Origin of the sequence: Vreelandella piezotolerans, from assembly GCF_012427705.1 — a bacterium.
In the GTDB taxonomy this organism is placed as follows: domain Bacteria; phylum Pseudomonadota; class Gammaproteobacteria; order Pseudomonadales; family Halomonadaceae; genus Vreelandella; species Vreelandella piezotolerans.
In genome coordinates this window covers 493,379-511,253 of sequence record NZ_CP048602.1, presented here as the reverse complement: position 1 = coordinate 511,253, position 17,875 = coordinate 493,379, and the positions used below count along the sequence as shown (strand labels likewise).

7 protein-coding genes are annotated in these 17,875 nt (G+C 53.1%); 5 read left to right on the top strand and 2 right to left on the bottom strand.

Annotated elements, in window-relative coordinates; translation table 11 throughout:
* Window positions 1–65: 65 nt before the first annotated feature.
* The 5 genes from recC (at window position 66) to GYM47_RS02325 (ending at window position 12,230) form a co-directional block, all read left to right on the top strand.
* Entirely contained in the window at window positions 66–3,743 is a 3,678-nt protein-coding gene (recC, locus tag GYM47_RS02345; protein WP_153843418.1) for an exodeoxyribonuclease V subunit gamma, read from the top strand.
* Window positions 3,743–7,501, top strand: coding sequence for an exodeoxyribonuclease V subunit beta (recB, locus tag GYM47_RS02340; RefSeq protein ID WP_153843417.1), 3,759 nt, complete (start codon window positions 3,743–3,745; stop codon window positions 7,499–7,501). The genes recC and recB overlap by 1 nt, the downstream gene beginning before the upstream one ends.
* A complete protein-coding gene (recD, locus tag GYM47_RS02335) occupies window positions 7,498–9,555 on the top strand; it encodes an exodeoxyribonuclease V subunit alpha (RefSeq protein WP_153843416.1) in 2,058 nt (685 codons plus the stop codon). Before recB ends, recD begins: the two co-directional genes overlap by 4 nt.
* 146 nt (window positions 9,556–9,701) lie before the next feature.
* A complete protein-coding gene (locus GYM47_RS02330; RefSeq protein ID WP_153843415.1) occupies window positions 9,702–11,819 on the top strand; it encodes an AAA family ATPase in 2,118 nt (705 codons plus the stop codon).
* A gap of 39 nt (window positions 11,820–11,858) precedes the next feature.
* Window positions 11,859–12,230 (top strand): gamma-glutamylcyclotransferase family protein, encoded by a 372-nt coding sequence (locus GYM47_RS02325; protein WP_153843414.1) that lies wholly within the window; start codon window positions 11,859–11,861, stop codon window positions 12,228–12,230.
* A 124-nt stretch (window positions 12,231–12,354) separates the two neighbouring features.
* On the opposite strand, the gene GYM47_RS02320 is transcribed toward GYM47_RS02325, so the two are convergent.
* Both GYM47_RS02320 and GYM47_RS02315 read right to left on the bottom strand, forming a co-directional pair.
* Window positions 12,355–16,131: a helicase-related protein gene (locus GYM47_RS02320; protein WP_168444426.1), complete on the bottom strand. Its 3,777-nt coding sequence runs from the start codon at window positions 16,129–16,131 to the stop codon at window positions 12,355–12,357.
* A gap of 28 nt (window positions 16,132–16,159) precedes the next feature.
* Window positions 16,160–17,842, bottom strand: a complete 1,683-nt coding sequence (locus GYM47_RS02315) for an AIPR family protein (protein ID WP_153843412.1) — start codon at window positions 17,840–17,842, stop codon at window positions 16,160–16,162.
* Window positions 17,843–17,875: the final 33 nt, after the last annotated feature.

The window sequence follows — 17,875 nt, the reverse complement described above, 5'->3', positions numbered from 1 at the left end:
TACTCTCAATACACTTAGTTTGGCGCTACACTGGCGTTTAAATCTTTCTTAACAAGGAAGTTCTTATGGCTGCCTACTCTGCTCCTAATGCCCATGAAAAACGAACCCAAGGCCTTATTGTCCTTCAGGGCAACCGCATGGAAGATCTGCGTGATGTCACGATGGCGTGGCTAGCCCACCGCCCCCTGCATCCGCTGGAGAAAACCACGTTTCTCGTACAAAGCAACGGCATTGCCCAATGGCTGAAGATTTCTATGGCCGAGACGCAGGGTGGAGTAGGCAGAGGCATCAGCCTTGGCGCAGATGTCATGCTGCCAGCGCGCTTCCAGTGGCAGGCTTACCGCCAAGTGATTGACGCCGCGACGGGTGACAACAGCGTGCCCAAAAGCTCGCCCTTTGATAAGGGCCAGCTACGTTGGCAGATCCTCACTATATTGCCCGACATGTTAAAGGATCCCCGCTTTGAGCCACTGGCTCGCTATCTTGAGGAGGATCCGGATACACGCAAGCGGTATCAGTTAGCCGAACGCATTGCCGATCTGTTCGATCAGTATCAGGTCTATCGCGCAGACTGGCTAACGGCCTGGGAGCAAGGCGATGACATCCTCACGCAGGGTTTTTTAGATAGCGCAGCACGCCAACAGCCGTTAGACGATGAGCACTTATGGCAACCTACGCTATGGCGCTTACTGGGTGACACGATTGCTGAGCGCTTGGGGGAGGAGGCTCGCCATAGTCACCGCGGCGCGATACATCAGCGCTTTAAAACGGCGGCGAACGAACTCTCTCAACGACCAGAAGGCCTCTCCCCCAGAATCGTAGTGTTTGGCATTTCATCCCTGCCCCTTCAGATGATAGAAGTGCTTGCCGCGCTTTCGCCGCTATCGGAAGTGATTTTGTGTCTGCTCAATCCTTGCAAGCACTATTGGGGCGATATTATTGAGACGCGAGATGCACTGCGGCGCCATCATCGACAGCGTCGTAAACAAGGCATGCCTGCCGATTTACACGCGACACCGGAAGCGTTGCATCTACATGCGCATCCGCTGCTGGCCGCCTGGGGAAAGCAGGGGCGTGATTACCTACACCTGCTCAGCGAATACGACGCGACAGAACAGTATCAAGACGCCTTTACGGCGCTCCAACAGTCCGTTGACTGCTTTGTCACACCGGATACGCGTTATTTATTGGGCCAGTTACAGGATGACCTTTTAGATTTACGGCCGGTGGCTGAAAGCCAGAGCCGCTGGCCAGCACTGAGCGCCACGGATCGTTCAATCACCTTTACGGTCTGTCATGGGCCGCAGCGCGAACTGGAAGTGCTCCACGACCAGCTGTTAGCGGCCTTTGGGGAGGATGCCTCGCTACAGCCACGCGATATTATCGTCATGGTGCCGAACATCAACGACTATGCCCCGTACATTGAAGCCGTATTCGGCCAGTTTTCGCCCCATGAACGCCGCTACCTGCCCTATCATCTTGCCGACCAACAGCGCCGCCACCGCGAGCCTCTCCTAGTCGCGCTCGAAACGTTATTAACGCTACCACAGCGGCGCTTTCGCACCAGCGAAGTGTTGGAGCTCCTTGATATCCCACCATTACGGCATGCCTTTGGGCTTGAAGAGAGCGACCTCCCCACCCTTCAGCGCTGGGTTCGTGACACCAATATCCGCTGGGGACTCAATGCTCAGCAACGCGCTTCACTCGATCTGCCGGAGCATGACGAGTTACATACGTGGCGCTTTGGTCTTGAGCGCATGCTCATGGGGTATGCCATTGGAGCCCCTGCTGAGACCGGCGATGACTGGGAAGGCATTGTGCCGTTTGATGAAGTGGCCGGCCTAGATGCACGCATTGCCGGCTCACTTTACCGGCTCATTTCCGCCCTTGAGGACTATCGAGAGCGCTTGGATACCTCACAGTCAGCGGACGACTGGTCAGCGGTATTAGGCCAACTGATCATTACCTTCTTAGCGCCTACTTCTCCACGCGAAGAACAGCTGTTAGGGCACGTGCAAACCACGTTAGACGCGTGGCAGCAAGAGATCCACGACGCTCAAATGGATCTGTCTATTAACTTGGCCGTGGTACGCGAGAGCTGGCTGTCGCGTATCGATGAACCTCAGCTGGCACAAAATTTTATCGTGGGGCGAATCACCTTTGCGACACTTATGCCAATGCGCGCGATCCCCTTCCGCCACGTGTATATGTTGGGTATGCAGGAAGGCGCCTACCCTCGTAAAAGCCAAGCACCCGACTTTGACCTCATGGCCATTCGCGGACACTACCGTCCGGGTGACCGCTCACGACGTGACGACGATCGATATTTGTTCCTCGAAGCGTTGTTGTCAGCACGCGAGCGTCTAGTGATTAGTTGGTGTGGTTTTAGCGCACAAGATAACCAAGAACAGCCGCCTAGCGTGCTAGTGGGGCAACTGCGTGATCATATTGCCGCTGGTTGGCGGCTAGCAGCGCAGGACACGCCAGCGCGTTTATCCGCCGATGAGCGCGAAAAACAGCGGCGTAGCCTGCTGGCCACCTTAACCGTAGAGCATCCACTTCAACCCTTTGGTCATGCGTATTTTGATAAAACCTCGCCACTGTTTACGTATGCCCGCGAGTGGCAAGGCGTCCGCTCAACAACCTCTGGGCCCTCATTGTTGCAAGTCTCTGCCTCGCTACCGTTATGGCAACCAGAAAGCACGGTGACGCTGAGTGCCCTGGCCAGCTTTATGCGCGATCCCGTGAGTGCACTGTTTCAGCAGCGGCTAGCAACGTCCATGCGTGACGATCACACGACGAGTGAAGACGACGAACCGTTTGACTTTGACTCTCTTGAAAAGTGGCAACAGCGCGACGCCATATTGCAGTATCTAGGCCAGCGCCTCACCAGCGATCGAAATGCCGACATTGATCTTCTTTTTCAAGAAACAGTCGACACACGCCAGCGCGCAGGCCACTACCCGCCTTCACCGGTAGGCCCCCTCGTGCAACATGCATTGTTAGAGCATTTGCCTGACACCCTCTCCGCCTACCAGACACTGCTGCGTCGCTATCCTGACGCCGCCCACCCGGTGGTCTCGGTGTCTCACGCTGCAGAGATCACACCTAACACGCTAGCGCCTTTTCAACACACTCAACCAGTGCATATCACCCTAAGCGATACGCTGGATAATGTGTTCTGTAGCGAGACGGAAACAGCACGGATCGTATTACTTTCCAGCCATCTGCACCAAGGTAACAGCTGGCATTGGAACCAGATCATGCGCCACTGGCCAGCACATCTAGCGCTACAGCTCACCCACCCAGAATCATCAACGCACCTGGTATCACCAAGCGGTACCTTGGCCATACCCGGCTTTCCCAAAGCCCAGGCGGCAGAGTGGTTGGATAGGCTAATTCGTCAATGGTTTAGCGCCATGCAGGCGCCATTACCCACGCATTCTTCACTGGCATTTACGCTATTTGAATACGCACCTGATGGCGTTGACCCACTCGATATAGAGGCGTTATGCCAAAACGAAAAGCTAGTGGAGGAATGGGAAAAGGCTTTCGACAAGCTCTCGCAGCGAAGTCCTATGACAGTGCGTGAGTTACCTACCCTGGAAGATTTTTTATCTAACGACCAGTTTTTGACTACTTGCCAGGATGTTTACCGTGACCTCTACGACTGGGTAGCCGAGCTAACAGCCACTGAGCATCCAACCGCTGAGCACCCAGATACTGAACAGGAGGCACGCTAATGACCACGCTCCCTTCCACTGAGTCGTCTTCTACCCCATTAGCCCTGGGCCTTCCCCTGCGTGGTAGCCAACTCATTGAAGCCAGTGCCGGTACGGGTAAGACCTTTACGATTGCGCTCTTGTACGTGCGCTTGGTACTCGGCCACGGACAGCCCGATGATGACAGCCATTCCTTCACTAATGGCTTCACGATGCCGCTGGTGCCGCCGGATATTTTGGTCGTCACCTTTACAGAAGCCGCTAGCCAAGAGCTGAAAGACCGCATCCGTGCCCGCTTGGTGCAAGCCGCAGAGGCGTTTAGGGCAACAGAGGGTGACGATGGCTTGCATCAAAGCGCCCCCCTGCTGGCGCAGCTGCGCGACGATTATCCTCGCGCCCATTGGCCGCTCTGCGCCCGCAGGTTAGAAGTGGCCGCCGAGTGGATGGATGACGCCGCTATTTCTACCATCCACAGCTGGGCGCAGCGGATGCTCAAGGAGCATGCCTTCGATAGCGGGAAACTGTTTCATCAAGAGATAGTGAAAGACCTCACCTCCTTAACGCAGGAGGCCGTATTTGATTATTGGCGGACACGCATTTACCCCATGGACGCTCCTATGGCAGGAGTGATGATGGAGTTATTCGCATCGCCAATAGCGCTACATGGCGCTTTACGCACTTTATTACAGCGCCATGATGTTCAACTCTGCTTTGCGGGCAAACCCTTACCCAAAAAAGACCTGCAGGCACAGCTACGTGGGCTGCTTCCCGCTCGTGAAGCGCTAAATGAGGCTGAAGACAAGGCACGGAAGGCTTATTGCCAGGATGCAGAAGCGATACACCAAGCGCTGCACACCCTTCGCAGCAAGCTCAATGGCAATAAGTTTCGTGGCAAAAACGATGACACAACGTTTGCCAGCTGGTTAGAAGAGCTGGACGCCTGGGGGCAGGGAAAGCGTTGCCTGGCCGCGTGTAAGTTTGTTCCTAAACTCGCCACCAGCCAGCTGTTAGTGAATAAAGGCACCACGCTACCCGCCTTTGAGGTTCATGATGCTTTAGAACTATGGCATGAGCTCTCCACAGCTCTTCACACTCAAGCCAAAGAACTGAAGCCGCTGGTACTGGCCGACGCACGCGAGTGGGTCTCCAACCGAGTAAACAAGCAGCTATCACAACGTGCTGAGATGGGGTTTGACGGTATGATCCAAGGCCTTGCTGATGCCCTTAGCGGCAAAGGCGGCGATGCACTCGCACACAGGCTACGCACGCAGTTTCCTGTGGCAATGATCGATGAGTTCCAAGATACCGACCCTGCGCAATACCGTATTTTTGATGCAATCTATCAGGTGCAAGAGAACAACCCTTCGTCGGCACTGATCCTGATTGGCGACCCCAAACAAGCCATTTACGGCTTTCGCGGTGGTGATATTTATACGTACTTAAAGGCGCGTGCTGCCACGTTTCCTCGTCATCACACCCTGGCAACGAACTTTCGTTCAAGCACGAACGTAGTGGCCTCGATAAATCAACTTTTTCGGCATGCCGAAAGTACGTTTACTCGAAAAGCCTTCCGGTTTGCCAACGAAACAACCAACGAAAACCCCATGCCGTTTACACCGGCAGGCGCAAATGGACGAGAAGAAGCGCTAGTGCTGAATAGCAAGCCGACGGCGGCGCTAACAGCGTGGTGGGTGGGTGAAGATGACGAACCGGTGAATACGAAGCGCTACCTTGCGCAGGCCGCACGCCACTGCGCGAATCAAATCGCCAGCTGGCTTAATGACGCTGCCTCAAACGCCTCAGGCTTTGAAAACACTACCGGCCAAGCGTTTCGGCCACTTCAGGCGAGCGACATTGCTATTTTGGTGCGCGACCGCACAGAGGCAGTTGCTATCCGTTCGGCATTGAGCGAACGCCAGCTAGCTAGTGTTTATCTATCTGACCGCGACAGCGTATTCGCTACCCCAGAAGCGAAAGATTGCTGGCGCTGGCTTAAAGCCATTGCTCATCCTGAATCGGTCTCGACGCTTCGCGCAGCACTTGCCACGCCCACGCTGGGAATGAGCCTTGCTCAACTGGATGAACTTCACCATAACGAGCTCGCCTGGGAAGCAACGCAAGAACGTTTTGCTGAGTATCGCGCACGCTGGCATCGCCAGGGCGTACTGCCTGCCTTACGTCAGCTGATGCACGATTATCGTGTGCCGGAGCAGCTGCTCGCTAAACCACAAGGGGAGCGCTGCTTAACTAACCTACTGCACCTTGCCGAATGGGCCCAACAGGCGAGCGATACCTTAGACGGTGACCAGGCGCTGATTCGCGTTCTCGGTGAACATATTCAAGACCCAAAACGCGATGAGCAAATCCTGCGCCTAGAAAGCGATGCCGACCTGATCCAGGTGGTGACCATTTTCAAATCCAAAGGACTGGAGTACCCGATTGTCGCCCTGCCCTTTATCGCGACGTTTAAAGAAATTAACGGGAAATGGGGCACACCTCTGTTCCACGATGAAAGTGGCAACGCGTTTTTAGAGCTAGCCAATAGTAAAGATGAGGCGAAGGAGAGCTTTGAATCCGCCAATGATGAGCGGCTTTCTGAAGATATGCGCCTGCTCTATGTCGCGCTAACACGCGCTCGCCACGCGACGTTTATCGGGTTAGCCGCCTTGAAACATGGCAACAGCAAAAAAGCTCAAATCGATAAATCCGGTATTGGCTACTTATTAGGTGGTGGGAAGGTATTGCCCGACCTGGGGTCGATTAAAAGCGCGTGGCAGGTACACTCAGAAGCCTGCGCTCATATTACCTCCCATCCCGCCACGAGCGAGGAGGTTAGCTACCAAGTACAGGCGACCAACCCTGAGTTAAAGACTGCACGAACAACGAGCCACCAAACGTTCACCCCATGGTGGATTGCCAGCTACTCGGCTCTGCAGCAAAAAGGTGTGAATGCCCCTGAAACGCCTCAGGCAGAAATTGAAACGGAAGAGCACCAGCCGATACGCACCGCCTTTATCCATGGCACGCCTGAAGTGGGCTCGCTGCATGCGTTTCCTAAAGGCCCTAACCCCGGCACCTTTTTGCACGGCGTATTAGAAACGCTGGCGAACGAAGGTTTTGATAACGCTAGCCGTGACCCAGAGCTTACTCAGCGTATGCTGCAGCGCTGCGCTCAACGAGGCTGGGAAGCGCATGTGCCTGCACTAAAAGCCGGTATCACGGCGTGGTTACATACCCCACTAGCAGCAGAAGGCGAGGAAGGCCCGGTGTTGGCATTGCTCACCCATTATCGCGCTGAACCTGATTTTTGGTTTGCCACAGTAAATGCCAAGACCCCGGTACTCGATAAGCTAGTGAAGGAGACGCTGTTTCCAGGAGAGCCACGGCCAGCGCTGGGCTTTCAACAGCTCAACGGTTTGATGAAAGGTTTTATCGACCTACTCGCAGAGCACAACGGCCAGTATTACGTGATTGATTGGAAATCGAACTGGCTGGGGCCTTCTGAAGTGGCTTACACCCAAGACGCACTTGCGCGAGCAGCACTGGATAAGCGCTACGACATGCAGCTGTGTATTTACTTGTTGGCACTGCATCGCCATCTGCGCCAAACCTTGCCTGACTACGACTATGACCATCACATTGGCGGTGCCATGTTGGTCTTTCTGCGTGGCATACAAGCGCCTAGCCGTGGCGTTCTGCGTGTTAAGCCACCCCTTGCGTTTATCGAGCGCTTGGATGACCTGATGGCTGGAGAAAATCACAAGGAGGTGGCGGTATGAATACCCTGCACTTATCGGATAACGAATCCTTACTGACCACGCTTTTCGACTGGGCACGCGCGGGGTGGATTCGCGATCTCGATGCAGCGTTCGCTGACCAGCTAGCACGGCTTGCGCCAGAGGCCGATGGCCCCTGCTTGCTAGCGGCGGCGATGGTCAGCCATTTAGCCGGGCAAGGGCATCTCTTGCTCGATCTGAAAACGTTAACCAAACAGCCCCGCTCGCTGATCGCTGTACAAGCTCAGGAAGCCATGCCCGAGCTGCCCACACCCGACGCAATTATTGCCCGTTATGCAGACACCGGCTGGGAACAAGCATTACGGGCTTGGTCGGCGGTGGGCACCGGCACTAACGGCAATGAGCCTCTTGTACTGGTCGGCTCCACGCTCTATCTGCGCCGCTATTGGCAGCACGAGCAGCGCATCACCGCGGCAGTGAACGCGCGCCTTGAGCACGTGACCGATTGGCCCAGCGATCAGGCTGCCAGCCTGCTGAGCCGTCTGTTTCCGCCTGATGTACCTCATGCGGACGATGTACGGTGGCAAAAAATGGCGTGTGCGATTGGCGCGCGCGCCCCCTTTGCTGTGATTACCGGTGGCCCTGGCACAGGAAAAACCACCACGGTCATTCGTCTGCTGGCGCTTCTGCAAGGGTTAACGCGTCTCGCTAACCAGCCCGCGCTGACGATTGCGCTGGCGGCACCGACGGGTAAGGCAGCCGCTCGGCTCAACGAATCGATTGCCCAACAGGTGGCTGCGCTGAACGATATTGAGCTCCCTTACGGCACACAGCAGTCCGTGCCCACGGAGGTCAAAACACTGCACCGCTTACTAGGTGCCCGCCCAGATACGCGCCACTATGCCTATCATGCTCACCGCCCGCTGCCTTATGACATGGTGGTGGTGGACGAAGCTTCTATGGTGGATATCGAAATGATGGCAGCGCTATTGGATGCGCTGCCCTCCCACGCTCGACTGGTGTTAATTGGCGATAAAGATCAGCTGGCTTCAGTCGAAGCCGGATCCGTATTAGGCAGTTTGTGCCAACGCGCTGATGAGGGGCACTACAGCGACCCTACCGCTCAATGGATCACCGCCACCACGGGTTACACGCTCGACACTTCCTTGACGAACTCTTCAGGCCAGGCGCTGGATCAGGCGGTCGCCAAGCTGCGCCACAGCTTTCGCTTTGATAGCCAAAGTGGCATCGGGCACCTCGCCGACGCCATCAACGCAGGCAATGCCAAGCAGGCGAACGCCGTACTGGCAGACGCCCGCTATCAAGACCTTGCCCACCTATCGCTGTCAGCAACCGCGCCCTACCACAAACTAACGACATTAGCGGTCGCAGGACGAAAAAATAACCCTCACGCACGCGGCCTTAGCCACTACCTGCAGTGCATTCAGCAAACAGACACCCGCCCTGGCCTAGAAGACGATAAATCCGCCTGGGACGACTGGGCGGCCACTATTCTCAAAGCCCACAGCACGTTCCAGCTGTTAACACCGCTGCGCCAAGGGCCGTGGGGTGTGGAAACGCTCAATGAGCGTATTGAACAGGCACTGATACGTGGAGGATGGATTGATGCCTCAGCAGCTGAAAGCCACTGGTATGAAGGCCGCCCAGTATTAGTCACCGGTAACGACTACGGCTTAAAACTGATGAATGGGGATATCGGCATTACCCTGAACTCACCGCGTCACTTTACGACCAGTACTAAAACAGTACCCAAAGAGGAGAACGGGTTAACGCTGCGTGTAGCGTTCCCCGATGGCCAAGGCGGTATTCGCTGGGTGCTGCCTAGCCGCTTGCAGCGCATTGAAACGGTTTACGCGATGACTGTTCACAAGTCGCAGGGCTCGGAGTTTAGCCATACCGCGCTGGTGATGCCGGATTCACTCTCGCCGATACTCACCCGAGAATTGATTTATACCGCCGTGACGCGGGCTAAGCATACGTTTACGTTACTCGACACCCACAGTGAGGTGCTAACACGCGCGATTGAACGGCGCATTGAGCGCTACAGCCGCCTATTTGCCGTTTCAGACCAATAGTTCTCACAACGAACCATTCCCACAACGCTTGAGTTGGCACTGGCTAACAAAGAGCGTTCGCTAACGAAGGGCATCCGTTTCTCCTGCGACATGGAACGTCGCACCTAAGGGTTACGCTACTGACATAAGCAGCAAAGGAGACGGCCATGCAGTGGGACACGATCTTAAATCTTCATACCAACTCGGGTGATGATGAGACACACGACCCGGAAGAGCGTCTTATGGCGCAGCTTATTGCTGTGCGCGTGGTTCTGTTTCAAGGCAAAAACTGCTCACTGGACGATGACGATTGGGAAAGCCTGTTTGGCTGGCTCGGCCTCAAAGTACCGGCCGCTGCAAAGGGTAGCCATCGCTACCAAGATTACAGTGCCTCTCTAAAGCGCTGGTGGAAACGTACGAGCGGCACCATCAATCCATCCACTCAACTGAACAACCCACTAGTGATCCTGTGTGAACAGATCGCGAGCTTGCTACAGCTCTCTGAGCTTGAAACGCATTTGCTCACTCTGAGCTGGCTACGGCTGCGCTATCCACAAATGAACCCTACGCTTACCTGCATTGAAGACACCCATGCTAAGAAACTATTAGCACAGCTGACCGGCCATGGCAGCGATGACGTGCACCAGTGCTTACAAGAACAAAGCCGCCTAAAAATGTTCGGGCTGCTGAATACGACCCACAATCACCGCCTACTAAACTTAGACGACACCTTATCGCCAGGCCCGATGCTGCGTGGCTTAGCGCCACTGGTGAACCACGATGTTACAACCCTGGCTTCCAGCACGTTACGTAGCTTAATCACTGAGCGCCTGATGAGCCTTTGCCCTATCCAGCCTGCTGGCGCGTATTCATTCGCCAGTTTTGGTGCTGTCCCCCTGCGCCAGCTGGCATTAGATTACCTGCGTAACGCGATCGACACTCAACAAACCGGTGCTAACGTACTGATTTACGGCGCACCTGGCGTGGGTAAAACGGAGTTTGTAAAATCGCTCGCCACACTGCTAAAGGTATCGCTATACGGCGTGCCAGTGGCAGAAAAAGATAACGATGTGCTTACTCCCAGCAAACGCTTGGGCCGCTACCAAGTCGTACAAGCGCTGATTGGAAAGCGTCCGGGGCTTGTGATGTTCGATGAGATTGAGGACGTCATTAACGACGAAGAAGCACTCCCCAAAGGCTGGATGAATCAGCTGTTAGAGAACAACCCGACGCCTGGCCTGTGGGTAAGTAACAGCGTGCATTGGCTCGACCCCGCTTACCTGCGCCGCTTCGACCTAATTATCGAAGTGAAGGCCAATCGCAACGAAGAGATGAATGCTCATTACCAGCAATTAATTAAAACACTGCCCGTCACTCCCATAGGTCGACAGCGTTTGGCAGAACAGCCGTGGATGACCCCGGCTGCGGCTAAACAGCTGTGCCGACTAGGCACGCTGTTTAACCCACGCACTCCACAGCGTAATGAACAGCATATTGAGACACTCATGGCACAACGCCTACAGGCGCTAGGTAAAGCAGCCGCGCCCATAACGACCAGTGCTAACACTTCCACCGGCCCTGCCATGCCTGCTTACCGCATGGAGTGGCTCAATACTCGCCCGGGGCTTGAGAATATCGTTAATCGCCTAACGCGCCGCCAGCGTGGTCATTTATGCCTGCACGGCCTGCCGGGCAGCGGTAAAACTGCCTTAGCAAAACATTTAGCTAAACGCCTGGGCCGCGAGCTGATTACCGCGCACGCCAGCAGCTTATTGGATAAATACGTTGGCGGGACGGAGGAAAAGCTCGCCGAGCTATTTGCCAAAGCACGGCAAACAGGCGCCGTGCTGCTGTTGGACGAAGTAGACACCTTGCTCATGCAGCGCGATAACAGCATGAAAAGCTGGGAGATTTCCCACACCAACGAGCTACTGGTACAAATTGAGAATTTCGACGGCATGCTACTCGCCACCACCAACCGCGTAGACAGCCTAGACCGCGCAGTAATGCGCCGCTTTGATCTCAAGGTCGAGTTTTTACCGCTAGCTCCTGAACCACTTCGCGAACTGTTAAAAGCGGTACTGCCAGAACGCGACCACATGCGTTTAGCCAGCATTCCCGCCAACTATCTAGCACAGCGCCGCCTAACCCCCGGCAACGTGCGTACCGCGCTAGACCAGCTGGACTTACGCGGGCTGCCTATTCGCCTGAACACATTGCTGGATGCGCTAACCCTGGAGGAGCGCGAACAGCACGGCGAGCGCCAGCCAATGGGGTTTGTGTAGCACAGCCTTATGCACTGAAGTCAACAAATGGGAACAGAGATGCAACACATACAACGCGACATACAGCGCTGCCCACGCGTTGCCGTATACGGCACGCTCAAGCAAGGCCAACACAACCATTACTGGCTCGATGGTGCGCCCCTACTTGGCACAGACCGCCTCACAGCCATCACGCTTTATGATCTTGGCCCCTACCCTGGGGCCAAGGCGGAGTCGTCAGCGGGCACCGTGGTCGAAATATACGCCATTAACGCTGAACAGTTAGCCTTGCTGGATCAGTTGGAAGGCTACTTACCGCATGCCCTAGGTCAGGAGCTTTATAACCGCGCTATTTTCAATACCCAGCATGGCAAAGCGTGGTGTTATATATACAACTCAGAGGTCGATGAAAAAACTCAGTTAGACTGGTGAAGGATAGTGCAGATAAGCACGCAAGCAAGACGCCTCAAAGAATCGTTTTACTAACGCACAGCTTTCAAAGTTCAAAATCGCCCCTTCTACTAAATATTTCATCATCCACCTTCATATCACTTCACTATAGATAATTTTCTGCCCTCTCCTTCAAGCGGCGTGTTACCTCATCACGTGTGCGGTTATGCTTTTTCATATCACCTAATTGCCGATGAATAATCTCCTGCAGCGCATCAAGCATCAAGGGGTCAGCATCAACCTTGATACCTAAATCTCGGCGTGCAACCGGCCAGAGTAGCTTGTCCGCTAAGGCCAGCATGGTGTTACGATCAGGCGAGTCAAAGTGTAGATACACACGTTTACCGTGCCGTTGACGAACGTCTTGCGTAAATCTTGTTATTTCACTGATCTGGTTAGCGATAGTGTCAGCGTTCGGACGCAGTTTCTGGGCAGCTAAACTCGCAGCAGCACTATCAAGCATAACGCGTTGATGGCGACCAAGCTGATCACTCTGAGGTGGTTTCTTAACACGGTTGCGTGGCACTAAAGTTAGTATCTCTTCTTCATGCTCTATTCCCTCCGCATTTAACAATTCCTCCCAGGCAGCTACCTTTCTGTTAGCAATCATCAGCCCTGAAAGTGCTTGGCGATTCTCCCAAGCTTCTTTGACGCCTTCAAACGGCATCGTCATATAAGCCAATAACTGCTCAAAAACTGGATCACCGTAGGTTGCAAAGTGTAAATGGCGATAATCGTTCTGAGGTAGACCATGTTCAAATAGCTGACGAGATGTAGTTAACAGTACATCTTTCGGCACGCCAGGCACATCAACAACCGTAAACGCATCCCCTTGAGGAAAGCTTTCTAATTTTCCACCCAGTGCTTTTAAGTACTGGCTTTTACTGATGGCTTGCCAGATAGCGTCTAAATTTATGGGCAGCGGTTGTAAACGGCGCTCAGCTTCCAATAGCTCATAGGCATCTTTCTGCGCTTCTGCCTTGAACTCGGTTAGCTGTTGGCGCTCCTTAATACGCTTTGCGTGCTGGTGGGCTCTTCTGATGAGTTCTTCTTCATTAATTTTGCCTTCTTCACCATCAGATTTTGCATAGTCTTCAAAATCTTCTGGCTGAATAGGAAGCAGTGAAAACTGTAGCTCGCCAGAAACAGTGAGAGCTTCTTGAAAGCGTTCCACCAAACGAGAATAAACGACTTCCTCCACGCTACCTTGATAGAGGTAGTTAAAGACACGAATTTGCTCATGGTGTTGCCCAATCCGATCAATACGGCCGATGCGCTGCTCCAGCATCATCGGATTCCACGGCAGGTCGAAGTTGATTAGCAAATCGGCACTTTGCAGGTTCAACCCTTCAGCGGCAGCGTCGGTACACAACAATATATCGATGTTGCCCGCCACAAAGCGTTGTTTGATGGTGGTTCGGTCCAATGACTCCGGCCGACTCTCGCCAGCATGGCGCAGCGTTCCCCCTGCACCAGAGAAAGTGCCAATAGGGCAATTTGGCAACCGCCGACATAAATCGCGGTGAATAAAGTCCAACGTGTCAGCATAACGCGTGAACAGTACTACCTGGCGTACCCTGTCACTTCCCGGCACGCGGCGCTTGTCAATGTGCTCTAGCAAAGTTGCCATTTTCAGCGGGGTATGGGGCAGCTTAACCATAGTGGCCAAAAGCTCTGCTACAGCGCCCTGTTCCCAAGTCAAATCACTCTCAGTGCGGTGCTTTAGCACCAAGCCTTCAACGTCCTCATCACCCAGCTCATCTAGCTCGTCGCGTTCGAGGTTATCGTTAACCAGGTGATGAGCATGGTGTTCAAGCGTTAGCTGAATTTTATCAAGGCGTCGCTCCAGCGAACAGCGCAGCGCATGGAAAGAAGATGCGTAACGCAAACGGAGAAAGCTGAGATAAAAACCAATAGCAGCACGTTGTTTTCCGTCTTCCATATTTGCAGCAATATGACTAGCCAACTCTGTACAGTAATCCTGGAGTTGATCATACACTTCACGCTCAACATGATGGAGTGGAATGATAATTGGATCTACCTCACGCCAGGCGAGATTAGCATTTAACAGTCCCTCGCGCTGATAGGTACGCAGCAGCGAACGCGTATGCCGCAACATGCTTCTTCCAAGCGGAGCTAATAAGCTCAAAGCAGGCTGCACATGGTCCCAGTTCATGGGAACCATCCACTGCTCCATGAAATTGTCTAGTTCCATCTGCCCAAACATATCCAGCACATGATAATAGACAAACTGCCACTGCGCTGGCGAAGCGGCTTTTACATTAAAGAGATAACGCCGCAGCCATTCGCACTCATGATCACTGATCGATTCATTATTTAATAAGCGCTCACGAATCTGATAAAAAATTTCACTTAAATCCTCTGAGAACTGCACTGCTCCCGCAGAGGGCATCAACTTGAGCAAGTCAAACGCTTCCACGCGGTTTAATTGCATGGGTGTGGCGGTAGCCAACAATAAAGTGCGCGACTTGGCGTAGAGGCTGCTTTCAAGCTCTTGATAGAGCTTGTTAAAGCGCGGTGTGATAGCTCTGTTATCGGGTGACTGCCGACGTGCTTTATGCGCCTCATCAACCAACACTAAATCGGTGTCAGGCATGCTGGCGAGAATGCGCCCTCCACGGCGATTAATCAGCAAGCCGGTAGAAATAACTTCCAGTGGAGCATCAAACATCTGCCCCTCAGACACCATCAATTCGCCGCTAATTTGGTCAATCTTTTCGAAACTGCCACGGCGGGTAGTACGCCTTACAAAGGGTAAGTAAAACTTATCCGCCATCTCCATGAGCCACTGTTGTGTCAGCGATGCAGGTGCAAATACACGAATAGAGGTGGCCTGCCCACTTAGCCAAAGTGCTCGAAAAGCTAGTCCCGCTTCAATCGTTTTACCTAGCCCAACCTCGTCACACAGCAAGTGGTTACAAGGGTATGTTTCAAGTAGGCGGTTCGCCACAAAGCGCTGATGCGGCCAAGGCTCTATTGGCGTTGTTTCTATAGCTACCTGCTCACCACCCGGCAATAGAGGTGCTAGCCTTATGAAAGCAAAGCGTGCTCGATCAACCATATTGGGTTTAATATCATCTTGCTCACGGACTTCGTGCTTAGATGACTGACAACGGGTACCGTCGATTTCGTAGAGCCCCCTGGCATGATGGGCGATGTTGACCAGTTTAGCTTTCACTGCTTCTGGTAGAGAGAACGTCTTAATAGCAGGATGCTTACCTGACCAAAGCGCTTCAAAGTTACGCCTCTTCTTAGGTATGACTGCTTGCCCCCAAGGCTCCCAGGAGGGATGTACCATGATATTTTCAGCATTAATTGCCAGTGCCGTCATAGATTCATTCAAGGAGCCCGCAATAAAGATCTCATCTTGACCATCGCCTAAAATCGCCCATTTTTCGTGTAGATAGCCATCCTGAGAAAATTCCAACGGCTGTGGTGTCCCGTTCTTAGTATGTACCCGCAGCCCTACACGTATACTTAAATGGCCATTAGCAACCATCCACGCCAGTAGCTCAACGCCGTGGCGCGTTGCTTCCGGCCATGCCTGAACGCTTTCCAGCTCAGCCAGCATCACTTGGCTGGCACGCTCTTGATCACCTTGCAAAATCGCTTCCGCGTCGTCTGGATTGAGCTGCATACCCACTACAAAGCGTGCTTTGCCACCTTGCTCAACAAAGCGTGAAAAACCTTGAGAAGCTGCCGCTAACGAAGAGGAAGTAAAATACCCTGCCACGCGATCATAATGCGTTGCGCGCATTAAAGCGGGAATATAGAAGTCATGCAGAATATCGACCGTGACGCCATCGTCACGTAAATCCGACGTTGCATAGCTGGGTTCCCATGAATAATCGCGTAGCGCCATACCTGGCATTCCTTTTTACAAACAGTATTTAGTGCAACCGTGTATTGAGTCGCTCGATCAAATCACCACGGCGGAATGTCGCGGATAGCTGCTGTAACGATATTTCTTGATCACCGTAAAGGGATACCAAGGCGCTCTCCACATCTTGCACGGCTTCATGGAAAAAGCGTTCACTCTCTTCAGTGATCATCGCCTTACACTCAGCAAAATTGCGATGGCTTAAGTCGCTCAGCGATATACCCATATCCTTTAGTAGGCGCTTGCCCATCTGCATAGCAATAAAGCATGAGCCATAGCGTACTAGAAGGGGGTCTGATGCAGCAGGACGTTTGCGGTGGTTTTCTGCTGCACGATAAAGAAGTACAGCAGCGATCACCTGAGCACCGTTCAATTCGTCGCTAAAAATCGTATCGTAGAGCTTGCCAAAATGTTCACGCGTCAAAAATTTTGCCTGGTGAGGTGCCTGCCGCCAAATAGCCAGCACCGCTTCTGCTGCGGCTCCTGCGGTAATGTCGGTAGGCTTAATCGTGCGCTCCATTCGCTTGCGGCGATAAGTATAACCTAGCGCATCAATACTGGTTTCTAAACTTCTTTGCTTATCGTCATTGGCACGTAAATCTTTTAAATCAACAGGGTTCTGGCTATTCGTGGCATGAGTTATCTGGAGCACCAGGTCTTCGTTGTCTTTGGGGAGTTTATATACCCTGACCAGCACAGAAGCATCTTTCGGTAATGGGACGCCTAATGCTTCCATTTCATCGAGTGTTTTCAAGATCGTCATACATGTTTGGCCACCATTAACGATCTGCAGATTCTCTACTTTCAGTTGGTAATCGCTCTCCTGAAGGGCGTTGTACGAAAAATCGTTACATACAAGCGTCAAGCCATTATTAAAGAAGTAAAAATTTGCAGCACTGTCTGAATTCAGCGTACGCCGAATGCCTTCATTAACTCGATTGCCATGGAGCCCCAGGTAACGCCGGATATTACGCTCCAACAACCTCTCCCCATGAGACCGCATGATGTTAGCGACTTCCGTCACGGGCAGCCGGCCAATACACACACGGCTATAGTGCATGTCTTCGACAATGGCTTTGCCTGACAGTCGTAGCGTTTCATCGACTGGCTTGATCCGCTGCAAAATATTGATAAGCACATCGTGATTAACATGCTCCCAAAGCACTTGGTCGCCAAAGTGGGTACGGTCAATACTTTCCTGAGCCGCCTCTTTCCATTTCAACCCATTGTTACAGGCAATAGCCCGCACATTTGGGATGTAACCATCCCGAATAAGAGAGCGTGCTTCTTCCACTTTGGCCCTCAGCCGCTCATTAATGTTGTTTAGGGGCGCAGCAGGATTGAAGAGATGACGGATAGCATTGATCAGTGCTGAAACACCCTCTTCGGGAAAATTGCTGTTGCCATCTAGCTTTTTTTTGTACTTACCCTGCACCAAGGTGACAAAAAACTCGCCGTCTACCTCTTCCGCGATATGCATCGCATCCACCCCAAAGTCACCTCCTCCTTCTGTTAGGCAGTCAAAGGCTTCGTCAGGATCAAGGTCTAGCATGGCTTTAGTACAGAGATACACAAACGATAGCGAGCGCAGGCGGTCGTCATCCCGAATATTAAGCTCTTCTGAGGCGCGCTCACGAATATCCGCCTGCAGGCCTTCAAGCTGCTGATCAATAATGGAAGCATTGATATTCATGGCAAATCCTTCAGAAGTATTTCTAATCAAATT

Bases quoted from the DNA above. Each gene is read 5' to 3' on its own strand.
- recC (WP_153843418.1), top strand. From the start codon at position 66: ATGGCTGCCTACTCTGCTCCTAATGCCCATGAAAAACGAACCCAAGGC.
- recB (WP_153843417.1), top strand. From the start codon at position 3,743: ATGACCACGCTCCCTTCCACTGAGTCGTCTTCTACCCCATTAGCCCTG.
- recD (WP_153843416.1), top strand. From the start codon at position 7,498: ATGAATACCCTGCACTTATCGGATAACGAATCCTTACTGACCACGCTT.
- GYM47_RS02330 (WP_153843415.1), top strand. From the start codon at position 9,702: ATGCAGTGGGACACGATCTTAAATCTTCATACCAACTCGGGTGATGAT.
- GYM47_RS02325 (WP_153843414.1), top strand. From the start codon at position 11,859: ATGCAACACATACAACGCGACATACAGCGCTGCCCACGCGTTGCCGTA.
- GYM47_RS02320 (WP_168444426.1), bottom strand. From the start codon at position 16,131: ATGGCGCTACGCGATTATTCATGGGAACCCAGCTATGCAACGTCGGAT.
- GYM47_RS02315 (WP_153843412.1), bottom strand. From the start codon at position 17,842: ATGAATATCAATGCTTCCATTATTGATCAGCAGCTTGAAGGCCTGCAG.